Origin of the sequence: Rhodococcus sp. KRD175, from assembly GCF_017168275.1 — a bacterium.
Classification (GTDB): Bacteria; Actinomycetota; Actinomycetes; order Mycobacteriales; family Mycobacteriaceae; genus Rhodococcoides; species Rhodococcoides fascians.
The window spans coordinates 383,346-405,825 of sequence record NZ_JABFAQ010000004.1 but is presented as its reverse complement, the minus strand read 5'-3'; the positions used below and the strand labels follow the sequence as shown (position 1 = coordinate 405,825).

23 protein-coding genes are annotated in these 22,480 nt (G+C 64.2%); 12 read left to right on the top strand and 11 right to left on the bottom strand.

The features are described 5' to 3' along the window. Nucleotides 1-7: 7 nt before the first annotated feature. Nucleotides 8-1,225, bottom strand: a complete 1,218-nt coding sequence (locus J1M81_RS06465) for a lipase family protein (RefSeq protein WP_206497778.1) — start codon at nucleotides 1,223-1,225, stop codon at nucleotides 8-10. Nucleotides 1,226-1,234: 9 nt separating this feature from the next. After that, nucleotides 1,235-1,915 (bottom strand): hypothetical protein, encoded by a 681-nt coding sequence (locus J1M81_RS06460; RefSeq protein WP_206497777.1) that lies wholly within the window; start codon nucleotides 1,913-1,915, stop codon nucleotides 1,235-1,237. Nucleotides 1,916-2,167: 252 nt separating this feature from the next. Here J1M81_RS06460 and J1M81_RS06455 point away from each other — a divergent pair, with 252 nt between their 5' ends. Beyond that, nucleotides 2,168-2,929 carry a tryptophan-rich sensory protein gene (locus tag J1M81_RS06455; RefSeq protein ID WP_206497776.1) on the top strand — a complete coding sequence of 254 codons (762 nt, stop codon included), beginning with the start codon at nucleotides 2,168-2,170 and terminating at the stop codon, nucleotides 2,927-2,929. On the opposite strand, the gene J1M81_RS06450 is transcribed toward J1M81_RS06455, so the two are convergent. The 6 genes from J1M81_RS06450 to J1M81_RS06425 all read right to left on the bottom strand — a co-directional run bounded on the left by J1M81_RS06450 (nucleotide 2,917) and on the right by J1M81_RS06425 (nucleotide 8,893). Beyond that, nucleotides 2,917-4,686: an FAD-dependent monooxygenase gene (locus J1M81_RS06450; RefSeq protein WP_206497775.1), complete on the bottom strand. Its 1,770-nt coding sequence runs from the start codon at nucleotides 4,684-4,686 to the stop codon at nucleotides 2,917-2,919. The two genes, J1M81_RS06455 and J1M81_RS06450, sit on opposite strands and share 13 nt — an antisense overlap. Further along, a complete protein-coding gene (locus J1M81_RS06445; RefSeq protein WP_206497774.1) occupies nucleotides 4,683-5,609 on the bottom strand; it encodes a fumarylacetoacetate hydrolase family protein in 927 nt (308 codons plus the stop codon). Before J1M81_RS06445 ends, J1M81_RS06450 begins: the two co-directional genes overlap by 4 nt. A gap of 26 nt (nucleotides 5,610-5,635) precedes the next feature. Then, a complete protein-coding gene (locus tag J1M81_RS06440) occupies nucleotides 5,636-6,271 on the bottom strand; it encodes a VOC family protein (protein WP_206497773.1) in 636 nt (211 codons plus the stop codon). A gap of 130 nt (nucleotides 6,272-6,401) precedes the next feature. After that, nucleotides 6,402-7,118: a TetR family transcriptional regulator gene (locus J1M81_RS06435; protein WP_206497772.1), complete on the bottom strand. Its 717-nt coding sequence runs from the start codon at nucleotides 7,116-7,118 to the stop codon at nucleotides 6,402-6,404. A 12-nt stretch (nucleotides 7,119-7,130) separates the two neighbouring features. After that, nucleotides 7,131-7,916 carry an SDR family oxidoreductase gene (locus tag J1M81_RS06430; protein WP_206497771.1) on the bottom strand — a complete coding sequence of 262 codons (786 nt, stop codon included), beginning with the start codon at nucleotides 7,914-7,916 and terminating at the stop codon, nucleotides 7,131-7,133. Continuing rightward, nucleotides 7,913-8,893, bottom strand: coding sequence for an SDR family oxidoreductase (locus tag J1M81_RS06425; protein WP_206497770.1), 981 nt, complete (start codon nucleotides 8,891-8,893; stop codon nucleotides 7,913-7,915). Before J1M81_RS06425 ends, J1M81_RS06430 begins: the two co-directional genes overlap by 4 nt. A gap of 118 nt (nucleotides 8,894-9,011) precedes the next feature. On the opposite strand from J1M81_RS06425, the gene J1M81_RS06420 reads away from it, so the two are divergent. Next, complete coding sequence (locus J1M81_RS06420) at nucleotides 9,012-9,644, top strand: TetR/AcrR family transcriptional regulator (protein ID WP_206497769.1); 633 nt, start codon at nucleotides 9,012-9,014, stop codon at nucleotides 9,642-9,644. Between the two features lie 237 nt (nucleotides 9,645-9,881). Continuing rightward, nucleotides 9,882-12,239, top strand: coding sequence for a pyruvate dehydrogenase (locus J1M81_RS06415; RefSeq protein ID WP_206497768.1), 2,358 nt, complete (start codon nucleotides 9,882-9,884; stop codon nucleotides 12,237-12,239). 12 nt (nucleotides 12,240-12,251) lie between these two features. Here the strand turns inward: J1M81_RS06415 and J1M81_RS06410 are convergent, their stop codons facing one another. Beyond that, nucleotides 12,252-12,458: a helix-turn-helix transcriptional regulator gene (locus J1M81_RS06410; RefSeq protein WP_027495448.1), complete on the bottom strand. Its 207-nt coding sequence runs from the start codon at nucleotides 12,456-12,458 to the stop codon at nucleotides 12,252-12,254. Continuing rightward, entirely contained in the window at nucleotides 12,458-12,937 is a 480-nt protein-coding gene (locus J1M81_RS06405) for a DUF2975 domain-containing protein (RefSeq protein WP_206497767.1), read from the bottom strand. The genes J1M81_RS06410 and J1M81_RS06405 overlap by 1 nt, the downstream gene beginning before the upstream one ends. Before the next feature lie 174 nt (nucleotides 12,938-13,111). Here J1M81_RS06405 and J1M81_RS06400 point away from each other — a divergent pair, with 174 nt between their 5' ends. After that, entirely contained in the window at nucleotides 13,112-13,960 is an 849-nt protein-coding gene (locus J1M81_RS06400; protein WP_206497766.1) for a GAF and ANTAR domain-containing protein, read from the top strand. 255 nt (nucleotides 13,961-14,215) lie between these two features. Here the strand turns inward: J1M81_RS06400 and J1M81_RS06395 are convergent, their stop codons facing one another. Beyond that, nucleotides 14,216-14,878 (bottom strand): TetR/AcrR family transcriptional regulator, encoded by a 663-nt coding sequence (locus J1M81_RS06395; RefSeq protein WP_206497765.1) that lies wholly within the window; start codon nucleotides 14,876-14,878, stop codon nucleotides 14,216-14,218. Nucleotides 14,879-15,038: 160 nt separating this feature from the next. Here J1M81_RS06395 and J1M81_RS06390 point away from each other — a divergent pair, with 160 nt between their 5' ends. From J1M81_RS06390 to J1M81_RS06355, 8 genes are all read left to right on the top strand, one after another. Continuing rightward, nucleotides 15,039-16,241, top strand: a complete 1,203-nt coding sequence (locus J1M81_RS06390) for a cytochrome P450 (RefSeq protein WP_206497895.1) — start codon at nucleotides 15,039-15,041, stop codon at nucleotides 16,239-16,241. After that, nucleotides 16,238-16,435, top strand: coding sequence for a ferredoxin (locus tag J1M81_RS06385; RefSeq protein WP_027495453.1), 198 nt, complete (start codon nucleotides 16,238-16,240; stop codon nucleotides 16,433-16,435). The genes J1M81_RS06390 and J1M81_RS06385 overlap by 4 nt, the downstream gene beginning before the upstream one ends. Further along, nucleotides 16,432-17,574, top strand: coding sequence for an FAD-dependent oxidoreductase (locus tag J1M81_RS06380; RefSeq protein WP_206497764.1), 1,143 nt, complete (start codon nucleotides 16,432-16,434; stop codon nucleotides 17,572-17,574). Before J1M81_RS06385 ends, J1M81_RS06380 begins: the two co-directional genes overlap by 4 nt. An 8-nt stretch (nucleotides 17,575-17,582) precedes the next feature. Beyond that, nucleotides 17,583-17,975: a hypothetical protein gene (locus tag J1M81_RS06375; protein ID WP_032400435.1), complete on the top strand. Its 393-nt coding sequence runs from the start codon at nucleotides 17,583-17,585 to the stop codon at nucleotides 17,973-17,975. 6 nt (nucleotides 17,976-17,981) lie between these two features. After that, on the top strand, nucleotides 17,982-18,740 hold the full coding sequence (locus tag J1M81_RS06370; protein ID WP_206497763.1) for a 1-acyl-sn-glycerol-3-phosphate acyltransferase: 759 nt from the start codon (nucleotides 17,982-17,984) through the stop codon (nucleotides 18,738-18,740). A gap of 34 nt (nucleotides 18,741-18,774) precedes the next feature. Then, the gene (locus J1M81_RS06365) at nucleotides 18,775-19,320 is read left to right on the top strand and encodes a TetR/AcrR family transcriptional regulator (RefSeq protein ID WP_032400433.1); all 546 of its coding nucleotides are present in this window, start codon (nucleotides 18,775-18,777) and stop codon (nucleotides 19,318-19,320) included. 107 nt (nucleotides 19,321-19,427) lie between these two features. After that, nucleotides 19,428-21,017 (top strand): GMC oxidoreductase, encoded by a 1,590-nt coding sequence (locus J1M81_RS06360; protein ID WP_206497762.1) that lies wholly within the window; start codon nucleotides 19,428-19,430, stop codon nucleotides 21,015-21,017. Between the two features lie 20 nt (nucleotides 21,018-21,037). Continuing rightward, a complete protein-coding gene (locus J1M81_RS06355; protein ID WP_241257711.1) occupies nucleotides 21,038-22,330 on the top strand; it encodes a lipase family protein in 1,293 nt (430 codons plus the stop codon). Nucleotides 22,331-22,480: the final 150 nt, after the last annotated feature.

The window sequence follows — 22,480 nt, the reverse complement described above, 5'->3', positions numbered from 1 at the left end:
TCGTTGGTCAGCACGTGCTGGGAACCGATGCACCGGCGAATTCGGCGGCGAGGAATTGCATGGCCGAGTCGTCGCTCACGTTGTGTCCCTGCTCTGGTTGTTCCTGAGCGACAACCCGATCGCCGAGCGCACACGCTGCGCGGACGGCGTCGGCCGTCCACTGCGGTAGCACGATGTCGTCGCGCGCACCGTAGGCGACGAACATCGGCACGGTGGTTCGTACCTGAGGGAGGGTGTAGCGGCCGATCAGATCGAACAGCTTCTGTTCTGCCTCGGGGGATCTCGGTGCGAACTCCGTCGGTGCCATCTCGCTGACCGCGCGCTCCTTGGTTGCGGTGTTCGTGCCCTGGCACGCGAGTAGCAGTTCTGCGTTGGTCTGGGCCACCGTGCCGCTGTAGTCGCGAGGGTCGAGGGTGGGATCGACCTGTTGCGCCCCGTAGAGCAGGTACGGCAGCAGCCCTTTCTGCGGTGTGGTCAGGGTGCCGTCGCTGGCGGCGCGCGCCAGCGGTGCCAGATCCGTGGGCGGGGACAGTGAGACCGAGGCGATCAGTTCCAGCCCTTGCCCATAGCTGGAGTTCAATTCGTTTGCAGCCCATGCGGCTTGCCCGCCCTGTGACAGTCCGACGGCGGCCCACCGAGCAGAGGTCTCGGGCAGGGCGTTGTGGACGGCGCGAGCCGCGTCGATCATGTTGTGGCCCGCAGTGCGGGGCTCCAGGTACGGGTGGGTGCCGTCGCCGCTGCCGAGTCCTTGATAGTCGGGTAGCACCGTGACGTAGCCGAGTTCGGTGAAAGCCTCGACCGTGGAGTCCAATCCGAGTAGGTCGGGGTACAGGGAGGGCCCGCAGTCGGCTTGTACGCCGGTGGTGCCGTGGCCGTAGACGACGATCGGCCATCCACCTGCGGGAGGTGTGCCGGGCGGGACAGCGGCGACGCCGGAGACCGCAGTCGCAGAATCATCGACACCGGATGTCGACTCGTACACGAAGCGATAGACGGTCGCGCCCGTCGCAGTGAGTGTGGCTGACCGGGACCCGAAATCCTCCGATTCGAGCACCGTCCCCGGAGTGCCCGTCAGCTCGTACGGCGACTGTGCTGCAGACGTCGTTGCGGGCGCGGGTGAGTCGGGCGCAGCGGGCGACGAACTGCATCCGACGGCCGTCAACAGCGTGAGCCCGCACGCAGCTGCGAAGACTCGACGAGACGACAGGGCAATGGATGCGGGCATGTCGCGTGTCTACCAGAACGCAGCCAACAACTCGTCGGTCGCCTGCAGCGGCGCATACCCGTCGGGAATGACGCGACGGCATCCGTCGAGTTCGATGGTGAAATTACGAATGTTCGACGGCCAGTCAGCAACATAAGTCGTCACCGCCGTCCGCGTTGCGGACATCGAGCAGGGCCCGGCGGGTGCCAAGTCTTCGATCGATATCCCGATCTCGCCGGTGACTCCGGTGAATTCGATGCCGGAGAACAAGCAGTACGTGTAGCCGATGGTCAGACCCGGTGCGCGCTCATCGCCGAGGAGAACCTCGGAGTAGTGGGGGGAGCAGCTCGAGACTCGTTGCCGGTCGTAGCTGATCACCGATACGTCGTGCTCGAATTCGGTAACCATATCGAGTGTCCGAATTTCGGCGATGGCGCTGTGATTCGGCAGCCCGCATTCCCCAGTAGGGAGAGTCGGTTCCATTGCGCGCCCTCGGTTGTCGACTAGCCATATCTGCGGCGGCTCGACGACGCTGTATGTCGGGCAATAGCCGCGGATCAGCATGCTTTCGGACGGCGCGTTGAGTAGGCGGATCACCTCCGTGAGGTCGCCTTCGTATCTGTGCTCGCGGTACGGCACGGTGTCGGGGGCGACCCCCTCGTCGATTTGGTCGCAGACGATCGCGGCTACTGGAACGAAATCGTCAGGCACTGTCCCAGGTGTGGGCCGAGGGAATCTCGGTCGCGGCTCGTCTATCTGGGGCCCTGGGTCGCACCGAAATGCCTCTGCAGATCCGATTTCGGAGACGACCCGGTGGGGACTCAGCGACGCCGGCGACGCACAGGTGACCGCGGTGATGGCGACGAGCATCAGTCCCACCGTCCATCGCCATGTCATCAGCACAACGTAGCGGCATCGCAGTTCAGGGTTTGTCGCTTCAGGTTTTCGGGGACTATCGCAGCCATGAGGATTGGCGTCGTTGTCAGTGCGGTCGTAGCGGTTGTGGTGTCGTTTCTCGGGTCGGGCGCGTGGATAGGGACGCCCATTGCCGAGGCGGCCGGCGGTGCGCTCAGTGCGACGTCGACGCTGGTGGCTCCGGCAGGTCCCGCGTTCTCGATCTGGTCGGTGATCTACACCGGTCTCATCGTCTATGCCGTCTGGCAGTTCTTACCCGGTCGAACTGCACGTCACGACGCCTTGCGGGCACCGGCTATCGCGTCGATGTTGCTCAATCCGGCGTGGATTCTCGCGATTCAGTTCGGGCAGGTGTGGCTCAGCGTGGTGGTCATCGTTGCGTTGTTGGTTGCTCTCGTGCGCGTGTTCGTACTCCTGCAACAGCAACGCCCGGAATCCGTGGCCGACGCGGTGATCACCGACGGCACGATGGGTCTCTACCTCGGGTGGGTGTGCGTGGCCACCATCGCCAACATCTCGGCGTGGTTGGTCGATCTCGGAGTCACCGGTGGCGCGACGGTCTGGGCAGTCGTCGTACTGGCCGTCGCAGCACTGGTCGGGGTGACTCTGGCGCGCTACTCGAACGGAGCGATCGCTCCGATGCTCGCCATCGTGTGGGGACTGGGATGGCTGGCACAGGGGCGTCTCGGCGGCGAGCTGGCGAACGCCACGGTCGGATGGACGGCTGTATGTGCCGCAGCGATCGTCGCCGTCGTGACGGTGGGAATCAGGCTCCGATCACGGCGGTCGACGGTCCGTCAGGCGGCGTAGTACCTCCGCCACTGCGTTTCGAGGAAGTCGGACAGCGAACTCCCCGAATCGTTGGTACGCCAGGCGACGTGACCGTCGGGTCGGACGAGGACCGCTCCGGTCTCACCTACCTCGTACAGCGATATCAGTTCGTTGCGATCGACGCCGACGGGTGCGTCCAGCACGACGAGCGACATACCCGGGCGTGCATCATGCATACTCTCCACCACCGGCTCCCACGCAGAACCATCGAACGTGAACAGCGTCAACATGTTCGGGTCCAACACGTCGTGCGGCGAGACGAGTTGCCCGTCGACCGAGACGAGCGCATGCGGCAATCGCGCACCGGGGTACGTGGTGGGCACGTAATCGACAACATCTTCCACGGGCTTCGTCGACGCGTCCTGGGCGATCAGCGGACTGTCGTAGAGGTAGCCGAATTGCAGGCCGGTGGAGACGAAATGCTCCAACTGCAGTGGAATCGCCGCGGCAATTCCGGCACGCAGTTCCGCCGACCCGGGGACGTCCGGGCGCAGGCTTCGTGACCGACTCATCTGCTTGCGGGTTGCTGCAGCCGCGATGGGCGCGATCAGTCTGCCCGGAATCTTGTTCAGTGGTGCCCGCCCCACCGCCTGAGTTGCCTTGGCCAGCATGGCGTTGGTGATCCCAACGCGCTTGCCGATGTCGTCCATGCGGAAGTGGTTGGCCACGCTCTGTTCGGCGAACTTCTCCACCACCGGGCGGCGCTCGGTGTCGTAGGTGTCCAGCAACTCCGGGCCTGCCCCACCAGAGAGCACGGCATCGAGCTTCCACGCGAGGTTGTGGGCATCCTGCACTCCCGAATTGAGCCCGAAGCCGCCGGTGTGCGGAAAGCGGTGAGCGGCATCGCCCAGCAACAGCAGCCGCTCGTGGCGGAACGTGTCGGCCGTCTGTGACGTCATCACCCACGTGCCCGTCGACTCGAGCGTGAAGTCGTTCGTACCCAACGCCTTCGGTAGCGTCTTCTCCCAGAATCGACGGCCGTTCGTGGCGATCTCCTGCGCTGGGTGCAGATAGGCCGTCATCAGGATGTAGCGGTGATCCGCGTGCGAGATGAGCACTCCGCACAGGTCCGGGGTGTAGATCCAACTCAACAGCGGACGCGCGTCGTCGGGAAACAATGTGTTCGACGTGAAGAACGCACTGCCCATGTTGGCGAGTACCGGTCCGGTCAGCGATATCCCGGCTGCGTCGCGGGTCGCGCTGTTGGCACCGTCGCAGGCAAGGACGTACGGCGCACCGAGTTCGTCGACGTCACCTGTCAGGGTGCGGAAGGCGATGCGCGCGTCACCGGAGTTCGATTCGACCGATTCGACGGAGACTCCGCGGCGAAACTCGATCAACGGTTCGGCGTCCACGGCGTCCCACAGCACGGGCATCAGAATGTGCTGGCCGATGTGCGACACCATGTACGGGCTCTGGCTTTCCACGATGGCTTTGCGCTCGGGATCGGACAGCAGATCGATCGACCCGATGGCGTCACCGGCCAGGTCGCCGTACCAGCTGATCAGATTCACCTGTTCGTGCGGAGGCGACATCGCCGCTATCGACTTGGCCAGTTCGGGGCTGTACTCGTTCCAGATCTCCAGTGTCCGAGCATTGATGACGTGAGCCGCCGGATGGAACAGTGGACTGGTTCGACGCTCGAGCAGTACCGTTCGAATACCCCTGCGCGCCAGCAGAAGCGCTGCAGTGGTCCCCGCCGGACCGGCACCGATGATGACGACAGGAGTGCTCATCGGACGACGGTTTCCTGGGTTCCCAGGTCGATCGACCCGTCCGGAGTCCGAATGGTGGCAGTGACGACGTCGTCGACCGAAAGGTACTTCGGGTTCTTGGCTTGGCGTGCGAAGAAGAACTTCCACTTCAGTGCCGGCGGGATGAGTTCGCCGATCTTCTGGATTGCTTTGGGCGGCGCGGAGATTGCCGTGCCGATCGGCGTTCCGGTCAACAGGACGTCGCCTGCGGTCATGTTCTGAAAACGGGCCAGTCTGGTGAAGGCCTCGGCGGGAGGAGTGATGAGGTCGTCGCCGATGGTCTGGTCCTGACGGATCTCCCCGTTGACCGCTAGTGTCATGCGTAGCTCGGGCAGTCGTCGCAGCTCGTCGTTGTCGAGCAGCACCAGCCGAGGGCCGAGCGGGGTGAAGGTGGGATACGACTTGCTCTCGTACACCTGCACTTTCGTCAACTGGATCTCACGAGCCGACACGTCGTTGGCCACGACGAAGCCGGCCACGTAGGACGCGAGGTTGTCGTCGGTGACGGTTGTCCCGATGGGGATATCGGCACCGACCACCACGCCCAGCTCGATCTCGTAGTCGAGCAGGGCTACCTCCGGCGGTTGCCGAATGGGATCGTTCGGGCCACTGATCGACGCGGACGACTTACGAAAGAACGTCGGCTGCAGGGTCTTCGGGTCCGAGCCGGCGTCGATCGCATGGGATCGGTAGTTAAGCAACTGCGCCACCACTCGGCACGGTGCGGTGATGGGTGAGAGGAGTTCGAGTTCGGCGACATTCGTCCCGGCCCCCGACGCGGCGTCGATGGCCGACCGGTCGGCCAGTAGCTCACGGGTGGTCTGCTCAGTGGTGTCGATCTTGACGGCCTGGTCGCCGTCGAGACGCCACCAGCCGTCCGTGGTTCGAATGATGTTGATGGGCATAGCTTTCGATCCCCCCTAGCAATCTGTCACAAAGTTTTCGGTGTGATGGTCTTCTTGTTGGCGATCACCGGCCGGCCGGGCCTGGTTCCGGCCTCACGCTGCCGCAGTTCATCGTGGGTCGCTCCGTTGCGGAGTCGGCTGAGGAGGTAGTCGGGGTCGATGTTGACGCCGATGGGATTGCGCGCAAATTCCTCGGTGAAGAAGAAGGCCGCAGTGTTGTCGGGGTCGAAGTTCTCCACTTGGAACTCCAGCCGAATGCCGTCGGGGTCCTCGTAGTACAGCGAGATCGTCGGTCCGTGGTTGATGGACCACACCGGGAGGATGCCCTGGCGCTTGAGTCGCACGTAGTTCTCCAGCAGTCGTTCCAGCGATCGGAAGGTCAGGGCGATGTGGTCGATGCCGTAGGCCTTGCGCCGCAGCTTGGCGAAGGGAAACAGGAACTTCACCGGCTTGGGTACTGCGATGATCGCGAGTCGATGCGACTCGTCGTCCCAGGTCAAGAACGTGATCTCGTCGTCCTGGTAGGCGATCTCGGCCCCGAATACCGTGCCGTACCAGCGGACCATCTCCTCGGTTCGCGCAGATTTGACGACCCAATGCGCGATGTAGTCGGGCGCGACCCGTTGCGTCTCGATCGTCGGTGCCTCGTGCGTTGCGCTCATGAATCGACCTTTCGTCGCGATCGGAGTGTGATCCAGATTAAGTGCAGTTTGACTGCCAGTCAATAATTTGACTGGCAGTCAGTAGATTGCGAGCGTCGACCGATGCCGTAGGTGAGAAGACGTCCTGGAATCAGGCGGGCGGGATCAGAAGGTGAACGCGGCCGACGAGGGCCAATGCCGTGTCGGCGTCGGCACCGTCGAACACCGCTGTGTGGATGCCGCGCATGGCACCGGTGAGCAGTCGGGCTGAGGCAGGGAGGTCCGTGGCGTTGTCGATCTGACCTGCTTCGGCAGCGGCGCGGAGTAGTTCGGTGATGGCATCGACGAAGCTGTCGTGCCAACGCTCCGCTGTGCCTTCGGATTTCGGGACTCCGAGATTGCGGAACAGCACGTGCGTGCGCGGTGTCTCGTAGATGCTCTCGGCGGCTATTCGCAGAAATGTCTGCAGCTGCTCGAGTGGGGTGCTCGGCCAGCCGGCGTCCGCGGACCGTTCACGGATGCGTTCGACCAGAACGGTGGCGGCGTCGTCGACGGCGGCTTGAAAGAGTTGGCGTTTGTTGGGGAAGTGGTGGAAGGCCGTTCGGGGTGCCAGACCGCATCGGGCAGCGACACTTTCGATCGTGATGTCTGCGTAGTCGGCGTGCCGAAGCAGCTCCTGGGTGGCCTCGATGAGGCGTGTAGGTGCGGGCCCGGGTTCGTCCGTGGCCGACGACCCGGCCCAGCGGTACAGCGTGGTGGTGTGGATGCCCAAGTCCGTGGCCACGGCTGCCGGGCTTTCGGAACCCCCGAATGCCCGTGCCACCGCCTCTCGGCGATCGGCGAGTGTGAATCTCGAGACCCTGGCCATGATCGTGACAGTCTAGTGCAGCATTCGTGCGAGGGCCGGGAGTAGAACTCGTGCGGGGACGATACCCGCCGTCGCCGCCTGCAGAGCATTGCGGCGACCCGAAACAACATGTGGCCGTGACCGTTTGGCGTCGAGTTCCTTCATGGCGGTGGCGACGACGTCGGCCGGTGTCTGGTAGGTACCGGTGGCTGTGGCCGAATCGCCTATGACGTCGAAGAATTCGGTGTGGGTGGGGCCGGGGTTGAGAGCGAACACTCTGACTCCGTGTTGCGCTGATTCGTACCACAGCGACTGGCTGAAGCTCAGCACGAAGGCTTTGGCGGCCGCATACACGGCAAGAGTCGGGACAGGTTGGAATGCCGTCGTGCTGGCCACATTGACGATGGTGCCCGCCGAGCGGGCGATCATGTCCGGCAGGAACGCCGAGCAGATGTCCACGACCGCGCGGATGTCGACGGCGACGAGCCGCTCGAAATCGTCGGCGTCGCCGTCGACGAACGGTCCCTGGACCGCAAATCCTGCGTTGTTGACGATGAGGTCGATGCGCTCGGGAACGATGGCGCGGAGCCGCCGACCACTGGCCTCCTCCGACAAGTCCCAGGGCACTGTTCGGCAGCGCGCACCGTAGGTCGATTCGAGCTCGTCCGCCAGCGCTGTCAGACGATCTTCCCGTCGGGCGACGAGCACGAGATCGGAGCCGCGGGCGGCCAGCACTCGCGCGAACTCGGCGCCTATTCCGGAACTCGCGCCGGTGACCAGCGAGCGGCCCGGACTGTAGCGAAAAGCCCTGCGGCTCATCGTTCCGTGCGTCCGAGTTCAGCGGCCGAGCGCCGGGCGAACTCCTCGTACGAGGTGGGTGCTCGTCCGAGCAGGGTCGGAAGAACCGTCAGGTCTCCCGCGGGCAGACCGTGGCCGTCGTAATGGGTCATCATCGTGCCATACGCCTGACGTGCGTCTTCCGGCCAATTCTTCATGTCGCGGGGGTTCGAGGCGGCCTGCGCGCCGCGAACGAGGTGCCCGAGCGAATTGAGTTTCGTCGATCGCACGGCGTGACCGATGACGGTGGGGAGTGCAGGCAGCACGTCGAGCGAGTTGGTCAACGACGAGGGCGGGATTCGGATGGCGGTCACCGCATGCCCCAGCACGCGTGACCAGATCTCGGCCATCTGGTGTCGGGTGAGGTCGACCGTGGACAGGTCGTAGGTGCGGCCGGTGTGCGGCGACGGGTCGATCAGTACGTTCGCCGCGGCCTCGGCGACGTCGGCGAGATCGACGACACCCATGATGCTGTCCGGCGACACCGGGTACGGCATGACGCCCGCCTGCAGGAACTCCCACACTTCCAAGTAGTTCTGCATGTAGTGCGAGGGCCTGAGAATCGTGGTGGGAATCCCGCTCTCCCGGAGCAGGCCTTCGGCGATGTCCTTCTGATGATGGTGCGTCAGCTCGTGCAGGTTCGGGTGAATAACGGAGTGAAAGACGATGTGCTGCAACCTACTTGCAGGTGCTGACGCGATCAGGTGCTCGATGATCGGTCTTTCGTCGATGACCTGGGTCGGTGCCGCGTGATAGAGCACGTCGGCTCCGGCCAGAGCTCTGTCGAGCGTGTCGGGCGACCGCAGATCGCCCACGACGACCTCGGCTGCCCCGTCTCGACGGGTGGTCGCAGCCTGACTGTCGTTCTTCACGACAGCGCGGACGGGCATCTTCTGCGCGGTCAGCTGCCGGACGAGCAACCGTCCGATCCCGCCTGCGGCACTGGTCACTGTGATCATCGGACCTCCTCGATGGTGAGCGCGGCAACTCCGGCTCGGTTGCATATATTGCAGATGAGCCGCACATAACGCAAGAGGTCGACGCAACAGCCGATTCGATCTGCATTAGTCTCGGACGGTGCCTTCGAACGACGTCGACGATGCAGAGCCGTCGCGGCGGCGCGCCCGCCCACGTCGCGATCGCCGTCAGGCGTTGATCGACGCCGCGATCGAGATGATTTCCGAAGGTGCCAGCGCAGACATCAGTGCAGCGGCGATTTCGCGCCGAGCGGGTGTGGCGCACGGGTTGCTCTTCTACTACTTCACCGACAAGCAGGGCCTGGTGCAGGCCGCACTGGCCGACGTTCTGGGCAAGTTGTCCGACGCGCAGGGGCCGCAGTCCGAGGAGCGGACCGTCCGAGCTCGGCTGGAAGGATTCGTCCGACGGCACATCGAGTTCCTGCGAGATCACCGCGCGCTGTACCTGCGGGTGGTGCGCGAGGAGGAATTCGGCGAGGCAGGCGTCGAGAGCGCCCTCCGGCAGGCTCGGGCCGAGGGCGAGCGTCAGGTCGCAGCCCTGGCCGAACTCCCGGATCCGTTGCCACCACTGGTTGCTGTCGCGATTTCGGGGTGGACAGGCTTTCTCGATCGAACCGCCGATGCCTTCTTCGAGACGGCGGATCTCGATCTGGACGAGTCGGTCGCGCTGATCGTCGACGCATTCGAAGCTGTCGTCGATTCCGCGACTCGTCGAGGTGCCGGGTCGCGGTGATCAGGTCGACCAGAAACCGAAAAGGCTGATTCCGAAAATTGCGCAGATTGCTCAATATCGAAGACTTCTATTGCGCAGCCCGCCGGGTTCTGGTCGACTGACGCCGGTTGCATCACAGACGCGACTGACTCGGCGCTTCGCAATCCGAACGCTTGCCTCATGGAGTGACGGGACCCATCCGGTCCCGCCACGTCCACTCGATGCAATCTTTCGTCGCCTATTTCAGGAGTGCTCGCCATGACCAGCCTCAGCTCGACCACCGGCAATTCGACCGACGGTGATTCGGTCACCGGGGGGCGCGAAACCCTGCACGACATTTCCGAGCGGGTGCTGTGGCTGTCGACGTCGATGATCCACCACGCCAACCGAGTCCGGCCCAATTCGACGGGCCTCAAGGTGGGCGGTCATCAGGCGTCGTGCGCGTCGATGGTCACCATCATGACTTCGCTGTGGTTCGAGCAGCTCGAAGCGGGCGACAGAGTGTCGGTCAAGCCTCACGCGTCGCCGGTGCTACACGCCATCAACTACCTTCTCGGTGAGCTGGACGAGAAGTATTTGACGACGCTGCGCTCGTACGGTGGTCTGCAGTCCTACCCGTCGCGCGCCAAGGATCCCGATACCGTCGACTACTCGACGGGATCGGTGGGTATCGGTGCGACGGCACCTATTTGGGGCGCAATGTCGCGCCGCTTCGTCGACTCCGCATTTTCCGAAGACACCCCGACTGGGTTTCGCGGCCGGCAGTACTCGCTCGTCGGAGACGCCGAGCTCGACGAGGGTGCCGTGTGGGAAGCCGTCATCGATCCGGGTATTGGGGAGTTGGGCGAGATCGTCTGGATCGTCGACCTCAACCGTCAGTCCCTGGACCGAGTGGTGCCGAACATCGCCGCGCGTCGCCTCGAGAAGATGTTCGACGCGGCAGGCTGGCAAGTCATCACCGTGCGTTTCGGTCGGCTGCTCGAGAACCTGTTCGCGCGTACCGGTGGTGACGCCCTGCGGCGTCGCATCCTCGACATGCCCAATCCCGAGTATCAGCGGCTGTTGCGGTGCTCGGCGTCCGAATTGCGAGATCGGCTGCCCGGCAACGGTTCCGATGCCGCGGCGATCACCGCGCTCATCGGTGACCTCGACGATCTGATTCTCACCGAGTCGATTCGCAATCTCGGCGGCCATGATCTCGACGCGCTGCGCGAGGCCTACGCGCAGATCGACGACACCCGGCCCACAGTCATCATCGCCTACACGGTCAAAGGATTCGGCCTCCCTACTCAGGGGCATCCGCAGAACCATTCGTCTCTGCTGACTGTCGACGAATATGCAGCTTTGGCAGACACTCTCGGCACCGACGTCGGTTCTCCCTGGGGCCGCTTCGAGGACGCTACAGCCGCAGGGCAGTTGTGCGCCGATGTCGCCGAACGGTTGCGCCGCGAGCCGGTGCCCGTCTCGGCACCGCCTGCAGTTCCCACCGACATCGGACGTACTCCCAAGGGCACGGCCACGACGCAGGCCGCGCTCGGCCGCACCCTGATCGACCTGACGCGTGAGGCCCCGGATGCGGCGCGGCGCGTGGTCACGGTCAGTCCCGACGTCAGCTCCACCACCAATCTCGGCGGTTGGGTCAACAAGGTCGGTGTCTGGTCGTCGTCGGAGCGGCACGACTGGTTCGGTGACGATGCCGAAACCATCATGCACTGGCGTGAGGGTCCTACCGGTCAACACATGGAACTCGGTATCGCAGAGACCAATCTGGTCGGATTGATGGGCGAGCTGGGCGCAACGTGGAGTCGGTGGGGAGAGCCGCTGTTCCCCATCGGGGTGATGTACGACCCGTTCGTCGAACGCGCCCTTGAACCGTGGTCGTACGGCATCTACGCGGGCGGTCAGTCGATTCTGGTCGGTACGCCGTCGGGTGTCACGTTGGCCGCGGAAGGTGGTGCGCACCAGTCGATCAAGACTCCGTCGATCGGTCTGGAGCAGCCCGGGTGCATCTCGTACGAGCCGGCGTTCGCCATCGACGTGGAGTGGACGTTGCTCGCCAGTATCGCCAAGTTGGGTCGTCCCGACGGCACCTCGGCGTACCTGCGCCTGTCGACCCGGCCGGTCGATCAGACGTTGGCCGACGTGCCCAGCGATCCGGCGGCCCGCGAACGCAGGCGCAAGCAGGTGGTGGCCGGCGGCTACCCGCTCGTCCGACGAGACGGTGCCACCGTCACGATCGCGGCGATGGGTGCGCTCATGCCCGAAGCTCTCGACGCCGCAGCACGTTTGGAGCGCATCGGCATTGTCGCGGACGTCCTGTGCATCACAAGTCCGGGCCAGCTCTATCGAGCCGTCCAGGCTCGACAGGGACACGGCGACGCGGAGTCGTGGATTCTCGATCAGCTGTTGCCGGCCGATCGGGCGACACCGATGGTGACCGTCCTCGACGGCCATCCGCACACGCTGGCGTTCCTGGCCACGGTGAACCGCGTGGCGTCGACGTCGTTGGGCGTCAGCAACTTCGGTCAGGTGGGCTCTCTGGACGAGGTGTACAAGCATCATCACATCGACACCGATTCGATAGTCGGTGCCGCTCTGGATGTCACCGGTCAGTAGTGCCGCGGGTGCTCATTCGTCCACCCATTCCAAGAGGTCTCCGGGTTGGCAGTGCAGCACCCGGCACATGGCGTCGAGGGTGCTCAGGCGCACGGCTTTGGCCCGTCCGTTCTTGAGGACTGCGATGTTGGCGGGCGTCAGCCCCACGCGTTCGGCAAACTCGCCGACGCTCATCTTTTGCTTGGCCAACTGAACATCGATGCGTACCACGATGGCCATCAGATGACTGCGTCCATGTCTGTCCGCAGGTCGGTGGCCTGCCGGAGCAGAGTGCGCATGACGACCATCAACAGCGCTGCTACCGCGACGATCACGACGAGTAGAAACAGCAGCAGCGGCAGGCCTGGGTCGTCGGCACCGAATCCGACGTAGAGGAATACCCCGACCAGCACCACCCATGCGGCGAGGATCGACCACGTGATCGTGTCGACCCACACCAAGGAGGAGCGGGTGAAGATGGCATTGCGATTGACCATCGTCAGCAACTTCCACGTCGCGACCACGACCACCTGAATGCACAGCACCCAGAAAATGGACACGATGGTCAGCGGCCATCGCAGGTATGCGGACTCGGGAGACTCCTGAGCCATGTGGGCGAACTGCCCGGGCAGCGACATGACCTGCATGAGCACCAGAACCGCGAACAGGGCCGCGAGAAACAGACGCAACAGGACTACCGCTCGATATCCACTCAGCATGGAGCGAGTATCGACAGTAATCTATCGAAAGTCAATAGATCAATACGGTGTCCGGATCATCCAGTTCCGATTGACAGCGGGCGTACGGTTGTAACATTCGGCGAGGGCCAACGCGGTAGGTTGCTCGTTCACGGCGAAGGGTGTGATGGCCGCATCGTATGGGGGCGGGACCACGTGACCGATCGGACATCCGAGGAAACGCCGGACGATTCGGCTGCCGAGAGAGCGGCCGCAGCCGCGTTCGACGAGCAGATCGCGGCGGCACTCCCGAGGCAATCACACATGCCGGGTGCGACGACGTATTTCGCGGAAGACACCTTCGAGGCGCTCGACGTGTTCCGCGGAATATTGCTCGAGCACAGCCGATTCGAGACTGTGCTGCAGGGCCTGTGCGAGCAGGCCGTCGTGGCAATTCCCGGGGCGGATATGGCGGGAGTGACCCTGCTGCATCATGATTCGGAGAATCCCGCCACCGCTGCATTCTCGGACGCGCGCGTGGTCGATATCGATGCCGATCAGTACCGCGCGGACGAGGGTCCGTGCCTCGAAGCGGCGCGCCACGATCGGTTGGTGTGCGTCCGAGTCGACGAGATCACCACTCGCTGGCCCGCATTCGCAGCCGCAGCAGCAGACATCGGAGTGCAGAGTTACCTGTCGGCACCGCTGGCAGTCGACTCCGAGCATGCAGGCTCGCTCAACATCTACGGCTTCGATGCCGGTGGCTTCAACGATATCGACGAAGTGGTGGTGAAGATGTTCGTCACGTCGGTCGAAGCGGCAGTATGGAATTCCCGGCACACGGTGGAGGCGAAGCAGGAAGTCGTCGGTCTTCGTGCGGCGATGGCGACCAGGGCGACCATCGAGCAGGCCAAGGGCATCCTGATGGCAACGCAGTCGATCACTCCCGAAGCCGCGTTCGCCGCGTTGGTGCAGCAATCGCAGCGAGAGAACACGCGAGTTGCCGTGTTGGCGGCTCGGATGGTCGATTCCGTCGACCGATGGCAGGATGCCGAAGGGCCGTAGTGTCGGGGTCACACGGTCCACCGAGCACCATCAATGGTTCAGCGAAGCCGAACGATCTGCATCTCCGAAGGTCGAGAAGGTCAAGGCCTATGACGGACACACCGATTCACGACGAACTTCAGCATTTTCTCGACATGGATACCGGCGGGGGGAGTCGGAAGAACGAGCCCATTGCTCGGCCGGCACCGGACCCGGCGGCCGTGCACGGCCCACCCCGGCACCAGAGAGCCTGACGGCAAACCCAGGGGGAGTCCCTCAGTGCGGCGCAGTGGGTGCGACGGCCGCGTGGACGTCGCCGCTGTAGGACGCCGGTAGTGGACTGCTGCACAGTGTGCGTGCCTCGTCGGTCGAAATTCCGAGTGCGCGGAGCACTCGCTCGGTGGTGCCGTCGACCGTCGCCGCTTCGTCGCGGTCGGGCTGTGCGAGGAGCAGGCGGCCCATGGAGAGCAGCGAACCGGCGACGATCGCGAGGGCGAGATCCGGGTCGTCGACGTCGAATCTCCCTTGCGCTGCGGCCGATTCGATATCGCGACGCGACCGTGGTGCCAGGCCACCGGCCGCGGCGAATGCGGCGGCCTCGGAGTTGAGCAGGACGCGGCTCAGTTGCGGTTCGAGGCGGAACAGGCGCCCGGACAGTCTGAACGATTGGGTGAATTTCTCGACCGGGTCCTCGAAACCGACGGTGAGCGAATCGAGGTAGTCGCCGACGGACTCGAGAGCGGCGTCGATGGCGGCCTGCCACAGTTCTTCTTTGCTCTCGAAGTAGTTGTAGAACGAGCCGTTGCTGACGTCGGCGGCCTGCGTTATTTCGAGCACGGGTGCGTTGGTGTTCCCGTTGGCGAGTAACCCTTGGGCGGCCTGGATCAGCGCGGCTCTGGTGCGTGCCTTGCGGCGCTCGACGCGGTTGCCTTCGGTCACGATCTGCTCCTGCTCTGTGGGTCAGTGAGCGCAGCCTATCGCGAATCAATGATGACGAATTCGTCAAAACCCCTTGACGTACAGCCGTGCCATGAGTGACGATATCGTCAACACCTTGCGACGGCAGGGGAATCGACTTCCGGCGGCACCGAAGGACCTCATGACGACGAACGCGACGATCCCGCAGTACCGCACCGATCTGTACTCCACCGATGCGATTCTCGATCCGTACCCCCACTATGCCCGGCTACGCGCCCTCGGCCCGGTGGTGTGGCTGCCGCGCCAGCAGGTGTTCGCCGTCTCGCGTTACGCGGATTGCAAGGCGGTGCTGCTCGACGACGAGACCTTCATCTCGGGGGACGGGGTGGCGCTCAATCCCGTCGCCAATCGGCTCGGCCGCGGAACGACGCTGAACAGTGACGGCGACGAGCATGCGATCAAGCGATCGGTGCTCGCGCCTCGGCTCACTCCGAAGGCCGTGCGCAAGATGAAGGCGGCGGTGCAGGAGAAGGCCGAGAGCATCGTCGACGCGGCACTGGAAAAACAGTTCGTCGACGGCGTCGACGATCTCGCGACAGCGCTGCCGATGTCGATCGTGCCCGATCTCGTCGGGTGGCCAGAGGACGGCCGCGAGGATCTACTCCGATGGGCTGGTGCGACATTCGACTCCCTCGGCCCCGTGAATCGACACTCGATCACCGCCGTCAAGGGTGCCGCAGAGATGCTTGCCTTTTCGCGGCGCGTGGTGCGAGATCGATCGGTGATTCCGGGAAGCATGGGCGACGACGTTCTGAAGGCCGCCGACGACAACAAGATTCAGAAGTCGGCATGTCCCGCGTTGATGATCGACTACCTCGGTCCCTCGCTCGATACCACCATCGGAGCGATTTCCGGTGCCCTCGACCTGTTCGCGCGGCACCCCGAGCAGTGGCAGGCGATCAGGCAGGACTCGGACCTGATACCGAATGCGATCAACGAGGTCGTTCGATACGAGTCGCCGATCAGAGCATTCTCGCGTCGAGCGGTCCGTGACGTCGAGATCGACGGATCACGAATCCCGAAAGGTGCTCGCGTACTGGTGGTCTACGCGTCGGCGAACCGCGACGAGCGTGAATGGGACAACGCCGACGCCTTCGACATCACCCGTGACGCCGCGCGGCAACTCGGCTTCGGTTCCGGCGTGCACGGGTGCGCCGGTCAGGGGCTTGCTCGTCTCGAAGCCCAGACCATGCTCCGGGTGCTGGCGCAGCGGGTCGAGAAGTTCGTTCCCGCAGGAACACCCATACGAGCTGTCAACAACGTCATTCATCGATACGAACGGTTGCCGCTCAAATTGGTGGCAGCAGAAGGGACACGGCCATGAGGATCGACGTCGATTGGGATCGCTGCGAGGGCCACGGCATCTGTGCCGAACAGGCACCCAAGGTGTTCAGCCTCGATGACGAGGGCGAACTGCACTACGCCTTCGATGGCAACGACATTCCCGACGACCTCGCGGCCTCGGCCCGGTCTGCGGTCGGCGTGTGTCCGGTGGCGGCACTGCGAGAACAGGCGTGAGCTCTCTCGAGAGCAGGATCGTCGTCGTCGGAGACTCCATAGCCGCGTGCACCGCTGTCCGCGAACTGCGTGCCCGCGGACACGAAGGTCCACTGACGATGATCGGGGCCGATGCCGACGGTTGCTACGCGCGGCCGCCGTTGTCCAAGCACGTGCTCAAAGGCGAAGCAGCCGAGGCGGAAACGTGGGATCTGTCGGACCTCGGGATCGAGGCGATCGGTAATCGGGCCGTATCGGTGAATGCCGAGGCCCACACAGTCACGACCGCGGCCGGCACCGATGTTGCGTACGATCGCTTGATCGTCGCCACCGGAGCGGCTGCACGTCGCATTGCGGCTCCCGGGCAAAGGGGCGAGACGGTGCTGCGGACCTTCGACGATGTTCGGGCACTACGCCCGAAACTCGATGCGGCGCAGACGGCGATCGTCGTCGGGGCCGGATTTCTCGGCATGGAGTTAGCCAGTGCGTGCGTCTCTCGCGGAATCGCAGTCACCGTCGTGGACGTCGACCCTCCGTTGACACGGCTACTGGGTACCTACCTGTCCGACGCGATTACCGCGCGTGCCGAGGCCGCGTCGGTCGAGTTTCTCCGCGCGGACAGCCCGGTTACGTTGACGGGCAAACCCGTTACCGGGATCGAGTTCGCGGGCCGCACCCTCGACGCCGATGTGGTGGTCACCTGCGCCGGTGATGTGCCCGAGACGGAGTGGTTGAACGGCACCGGAATCGCCGACGATCGAGGTGTTGCCATCGACGAGCGCTGCGCCACAGCAGTTCCCGACGTGTTCGCTGCAGGCGACGTCGCGTATTCCCGTGCCGGTTCCGGTCGAGCGCCGTTCTGGTCGAATGCCGTCGCGCAGGGCAAGGTCGCAGCGGCCTCCGCGCTCGGTCTCGAACCCACCTGTGCGCCCGCCGACGACTACTTCTGGACCGAGATTCTGGGACTGTCCATCAAGGTCGTCGGTCCTCCTCCGCTACTGGGTAATCCGACCGTGCTCGAGGGTTCCGTCGACGACGGATCGGCGCTGCTGCAGTGGAACCACGAGAACGGCCGCACGACCATCGTTGCCTACGGCATGAAGAAGGCCGTCGGCCTGCTCCGACGGCTTGCTCGCGACTCCGCTGTTCCCACTACGTAAGGAATTTCATGGCTTTCGGCTCTGCGTCCGGTCTGGTTCGTCGTCTTCCCGAGGCGGTCGGGCTTGCTCGGGCCGCGATCGGCATCGCCCACATGGTTGCGCCCACTCGCGCCAACGAACTCCTCGCCGGGCCCGACGCGGCGGTGGCGACGACGCGAGCTGCGGCTCGCACCTTCGGAATTCGGGAAATCTACATCGGCGGCGGCCTGTATGCGGCAACTCGGCTCGCGCCGAAGGCCGTGCGCACTCTGCTGCGAGCAGGTGTGGCCGTCGACGTCTGGGACACCGCGGCGTTCGCGCTCACCGCTCACCTGCCGCAACGAACGAGAACAGCCGGCTGTGCAATTGCCGGAGGCTTCATGATCGCCGGCGCGCTGGCAGACCTGCAACTGGACCGGTAGTCGGCGGTGGACAACATCGCTCGAGTCGTTCGCGCGGCGAGCATCAGTGCTGTTCGCCTCTACAACCGATTGGAAGTGACCGTAGCGCAACCGGTTCCGGATACCCCGGTGCTGTTCGTCGCCAACCACGGGTTCGGCGGAGTCATCGATCTCAATGTGTTCGCATTCGCGGCCGCATACGACGAGCTCGGGATCGACCGCGAGCTGATCACGCTGACGCACCAGATCGCGTGGACGCTGCATGCAGAGAAGCTGATCGAACCCTTCGGTGCCAGGCCCGCCGGGCGACAAACGGCCCTGGACGCTTTTGCGGAGGGCAGCAATGTCCTGGTCTTCCCGGGCGGTGACGTCGATGCTTTGAACTCGTGGCGGCACCGCAACGACATAGTGTTCTCGGGTCGGACGGGGTTCGCCCGTTTGGCAATCGAGGCGGGGGTGCCGGTCGTCCCCGTCGTCACAGCAGGAGCGGGGGAGTCCCTGCTGGTACTCAGCAGTGGTAAGCGGTTGGCGAAGGCGCTGAGGTTGGACAAGGTACTGCGGCTCAAAACGCTTCCGCTGTCGGTGTCCATACCGTGGGGCGTCAATCTCGGTCTGGTTGGGCTTCTTCCGTACCTGCCGCTTCCCACCAAACTCGAGACCTCGGTGCTCGCGCCCATGCACCCCGAGGCCGACGAATCGGCGGAGGAGTTCGCGGGGCGGGTGCACGGGGCGATGCAGGCCGAGCTCGAAAAATTGACGAAGAATCGGCGGCCTCTCATCGGATGACTCGCCGAGCCGGCGATGCAGTCATACTCGGACCATGCGTTCGAAGCAGAAGATTCTCGACGCCACCCTCGGGCTCATCGTCCAGGGTGGGTTCGAGGATGTCACCATTGCCGCGGCCGCGCGGGCTGCGGGCGTGACGCGTCAGACGGTGTATTCGATTTTCACCACCCGTGAGGACATGATCTCCGAGGCGATGGTCGGCCTTGTCGTCGGCATCATCGGTGGCATCCGAGAGGAGGCCGATCGAGCCGAAACGCCATCGGAGTTCATCGTCGAGATGATCGTGTCCGCACGCAACCTCGTTCGCAGCGAGCCTGTGCTCAACTCGCTGCTACGTTCTGGCAACGCAAATCCGTTGTTCGATCCGGACGTCGTGGATCGGGCCGAGCCGGTGGCGCGTCAATTCCTCGATGGCTACATCGAACGGAACCCACAATTCGATTCGACTCGGTTCGAAGGTATCGAGCGAGTGCTGGTTCGAGTGGCGCTGTCCGTCATCCTGTTCGACGACGCGCAGATCCACGACGACGACGGTTTGCGGTCATACCTGCGGCGCTGGCTGATTCCGCTCCTGTTCTGACGGACCCCCAAAACTTGACACCATAAGCCGCATCTGTCTAGTTTTGCTTCGCACGTGCACGTGACACAGGTCTCGATGCGCGCTGCTGCACACCATTGGGGGGGTACGTGTCGAATTTGAATCGCCGGTCGTTCCTCGGCGCGACTGCGGTTGCGGGATTGGCCGCACTGTCGGGCGCGGGGGTGGCGCGAGCAGCGGGCGGGCGACGCGTCCAGATCCCGCTGACCCGCGAGGATCATCGTGTGGTGACCATCGGATCGGGCTTCGGCGGTGGCGTCGCCGCATTGCGCCTGGCCGAAGCCGGGGTGCCGGTTCTGGTGCTCGAGCGCGGAAGGCGTTGGAACACAGGCCCGAATGCGGACACATTTCCCGATGCCACGTCACCGGACAAGCGGATGCTGTGGCACGGTTCGAGTCCCAACCTGTTCGGCAGGCCAGTTCCGTTCGATCCGTACGTCGGCCTCCTCGAGGCGGTCCCCGGGGACAACATGACTGCGCTGTGCGCGGCCGGTGTCGGAGGCGGATCCCTGATCTACCAGGGAATGACACTGCAGCCATCGCAGCCGGTGTTCGAGGAACACTTTCCGACCGGACTGGATTGGCCGACTCTGAATCGGGTGCACTACCCACGCGTGGCGCGGATGTTGCAGCTCCAGCAGGCTCCCGACGAGTTGATCGGTACGCCCAATTATCAAGCAGCGCGGGTGTTTGCGGCCAATGCTCGTCGAGCGGGGCTGCCGGTGTCCAAGATCCCGATGCCGATCGACTGGAACTTCGCCCTCGACGAGACGCGCGGGGTGATGGCACCGTCGTACACCGATGGGTCCGGCGCATTCGGAGTCAACAACGGCGGTAAGCACTCCGTGGACGTCACCTACATCGCGGCCGCCGAGGCGACGGGGCTGGCCACTGTTGCGACACATCACCACGTGACGAGTGTCGAGCGGCGTGACGACGGCCGTTGGACGGTGTATGTCGATCGAATCGACTCCGACGGAACGGTATTGGAAAACAAGGTACTCACCGCCGGCGCATTGATCATGGCGGCGGGCAGCCTGAACACCACGAAGCTGCTCGTGCGTGCCGGTGCCACCGGAGCGATCTCGGACTTGCCGGACCAGCTCGGACAGGGTTGGGGCACCAATGCCGATCGCATCTACGTGTGGTCGAGCATCGAGCATACTTTCGGTGCGCCCCAGGGCGGTCCGGTGGTATTCGGCAGTCTGAACTGGGACGACCCGAACACTGCGCACACCGTCATCCAGGCCTCGATACCGCCCTTGTCGTTCGATGCCCACAGCACGATGCTCGTCGGATACGGAGTCAGTAGCGGCCGCGGCCATTTCGGCTACGACTCCTCCATGGACCAGGTTCGACTACATTGGCCGGCCAACGGCGACAGCCGGATTCAGGACGGTTCGATCGATCCGACGGTGCGTCGTATCGCCGGATCGGGCAGTGTTCTCACCGATACCAATGCACTGTTCCCGTCCACCTGGCATCCGTTGGGTGGGGCCAACATGGGCGCGGTATGTGATCTCGACGGTCGCGTACACGGCCAGCGAGGACTGTATGTCCTCGACGGAGCGCTCATGCCCGGTACCACCGCAGCGTGCAACCCATCCATGACCATCGCCGCACTGGCCGAACGTGCGTTGGACAACATCGTTGCCGACGATATCGGCTCCGTTATTTGACCCCCACCAGAAAGAGACCGATGCATCTGTACCGCAACATGATCGGCGTCGCAGTCACCGCCGTGCTCGCGTCTTCCCTGACCGTGCTCGGCAGCTCGGCCGCGAATGCCGACCCCGTCGACGACTTCTACGTCCCTCCAGTTCAGGTCGTCGACGACCCGGGGGCCGTGTTGCGGACACAGCCGATGTCACTGTTCGCGGCTTTGCCAGGTGCGGACGGTGCCTACCCCGTTCAGGCGCAGCGGGTGCTGTACTCGTCACGGACGCAGGACGATACGCCGGTGGGCGTGTCGGGCACGTTCATCGAGACCGAGGTGCCCTGGCGCGGTGCAGGCCCGCGGCCGACAATCGTCGTCGCGCCCGGCACGGTGGGTCAGGCCGATCAGTGCGCTCCTTCTCGTGCGTTTCCGACGACTGTCAACGCTGTGACACAACCATTGTCGATCTCGTTCAATCAGGAGTTGTTGTCTTCCACTCTGTGGGGATCGATGGGTGCCAACGTATTCGTGACCGACTACATCGGGTTGGGAACGCCCGGTGTGCACACCTATGTCAATCGTGTCGAGCAGGCTCATGCGGTGCTCGACGGTGCTCGTGCCGCGAACGAGCTCCTCGGTGATACCGATGCACCCGTTGGTATCTGGGGGTACTCCCAGGGCGGTGGGGCGGCAGCCGCGGCGGCCGAACTCGCCTCGGAGTACGCACCAGGTCTGAATGTGAAGGGCACCTGGGCCGGAGCACCTACAGCGGACTTGCTCGAGGTGTTGAAGACCGTCGACGGGACGCTGATCGGAGGGGTGATCGGCTATGCCCTCAACGGGTTCGTCGAGCGGGATCCGAGCTTGCTGCCGCTCGTCGAAGAGAGACTCACCGATCACGGCAAGGCGGTGCTGAACGATCTGTCGACGCAGTGCATCGGCGACACCATTCTGAAGTACCCGTTCCTGCGAACCGAATCGTTGACCGCGGACGGTAAGTCGATGCTCGAGAACTTGGGCACCATTCCGCAGGCGGGTCGCATCCTCGAGGCTCAGCGGATCGGTCGCAGTACTCCGAACGCACCGGTGATGATCACCAGCGGACTCAACGACGACACCGTGCCGTACGGTCAGGCCCGGCAGTTGGCTCAGGATTGGTGTGGGCGAGGTGCCACGGTGGAGTTCCGAACCAATCCTTTGCCGCCGATTCTGCAGGGTGCGGTGTTGCCCAACCACTTCGGGCCGCAGCTGATCGACGGGTACGGCGGTGCCGCTGCAGCGTTCCTGATGGATCGGTTCGCCGACGTCCCCATGGCACCATGCTCCATCGACTGATCGGCGGCCGCAGGCGCTGGCGGCTGGTGCGAGAATTTGTACTGCGAAATCGTTGTCCCGCAGCCTCGACCGTCGAGCAGCGTGCCCATGACTATGTGGCGATAGCAGACGCGTTCGGGCTGGGCTGGCCGCCGGATGGACAGCGTGCCA

Coding starts and splice junctions, on each gene's coding strand:
- J1M81_RS06390 (WP_206497895.1), top strand. CDS start 15,039: ATGACGACGAACGCGACGATCCCGCAGTACCGCACCGATCTGTACTCC.
- J1M81_RS06355 (WP_241257711.1), top strand. CDS start 21,038: ATGCATCTGTACCGCAACATGATCGGCGTCGCAGTCACCGCCGTGCTC.
- J1M81_RS06430 (WP_206497771.1), bottom strand. CDS start 7,916: ATGAGCCGCAGGGCTTTTCGCTACAGTCCGGGCCGCTCGCTGGTCACC.
- J1M81_RS06445 (WP_206497774.1), bottom strand. CDS start 5,609: ATGCCCATCAACATCATTCGAACCACGGACGGCTGGTGGCGTCTCGAC.
- J1M81_RS06450 (WP_206497775.1), bottom strand. CDS start 4,686: ATGAGCACTCCTGTCGTCATCATCGGTGCCGGTCCGGCGGGGACCACT.
- J1M81_RS06455 (WP_206497776.1), top strand. CDS start 2,168: ATGAGGATTGGCGTCGTTGTCAGTGCGGTCGTAGCGGTTGTGGTGTCG.
- J1M81_RS06425 (WP_206497770.1), bottom strand. CDS start 8,893: ATGATCACAGTGACCAGTGCCGCAGGCGGGATCGGACGGTTGCTCGTC.
- J1M81_RS06365 (WP_032400433.1), top strand. CDS start 18,775: ATGCGTTCGAAGCAGAAGATTCTCGACGCCACCCTCGGGCTCATCGTC.
- J1M81_RS06375 (WP_032400435.1), top strand. CDS start 17,583: ATGGCTTTCGGCTCTGCGTCCGGTCTGGTTCGTCGTCTTCCCGAGGCG.
- J1M81_RS06435 (WP_206497772.1), bottom strand. CDS start 7,118: ATGGCCAGGGTCTCGAGATTCACACTCGCCGATCGCCGAGAGGCGGTG.
- J1M81_RS06410 (WP_027495448.1), bottom strand. CDS start 12,458: ATGGCCATCGTGGTACGCATCGATGTTCAGTTGGCCAAGCAAAAGATG.
- J1M81_RS06385 (WP_027495453.1), top strand. CDS start 16,238: ATGAGGATCGACGTCGATTGGGATCGCTGCGAGGGCCACGGCATCTGT.
- J1M81_RS06405 (WP_206497767.1), bottom strand. CDS start 12,937: ATGCTGAGTGGATATCGAGCGGTAGTCCTGTTGCGTCTGTTTCTCGCG.
- J1M81_RS06440 (WP_206497773.1), bottom strand. CDS start 6,271: ATGAGCGCAACGCACGAGGCACCGACGATCGAGACGCAACGGGTCGCG.
- J1M81_RS06415 (WP_206497768.1), top strand. CDS start 9,882: ATGACCAGCCTCAGCTCGACCACCGGCAATTCGACCGACGGTGATTCG.
- J1M81_RS06465 (WP_206497778.1), bottom strand. CDS start 1,225: ATGCCCGCATCCATTGCCCTGTCGTCTCGTCGAGTCTTCGCAGCTGCG.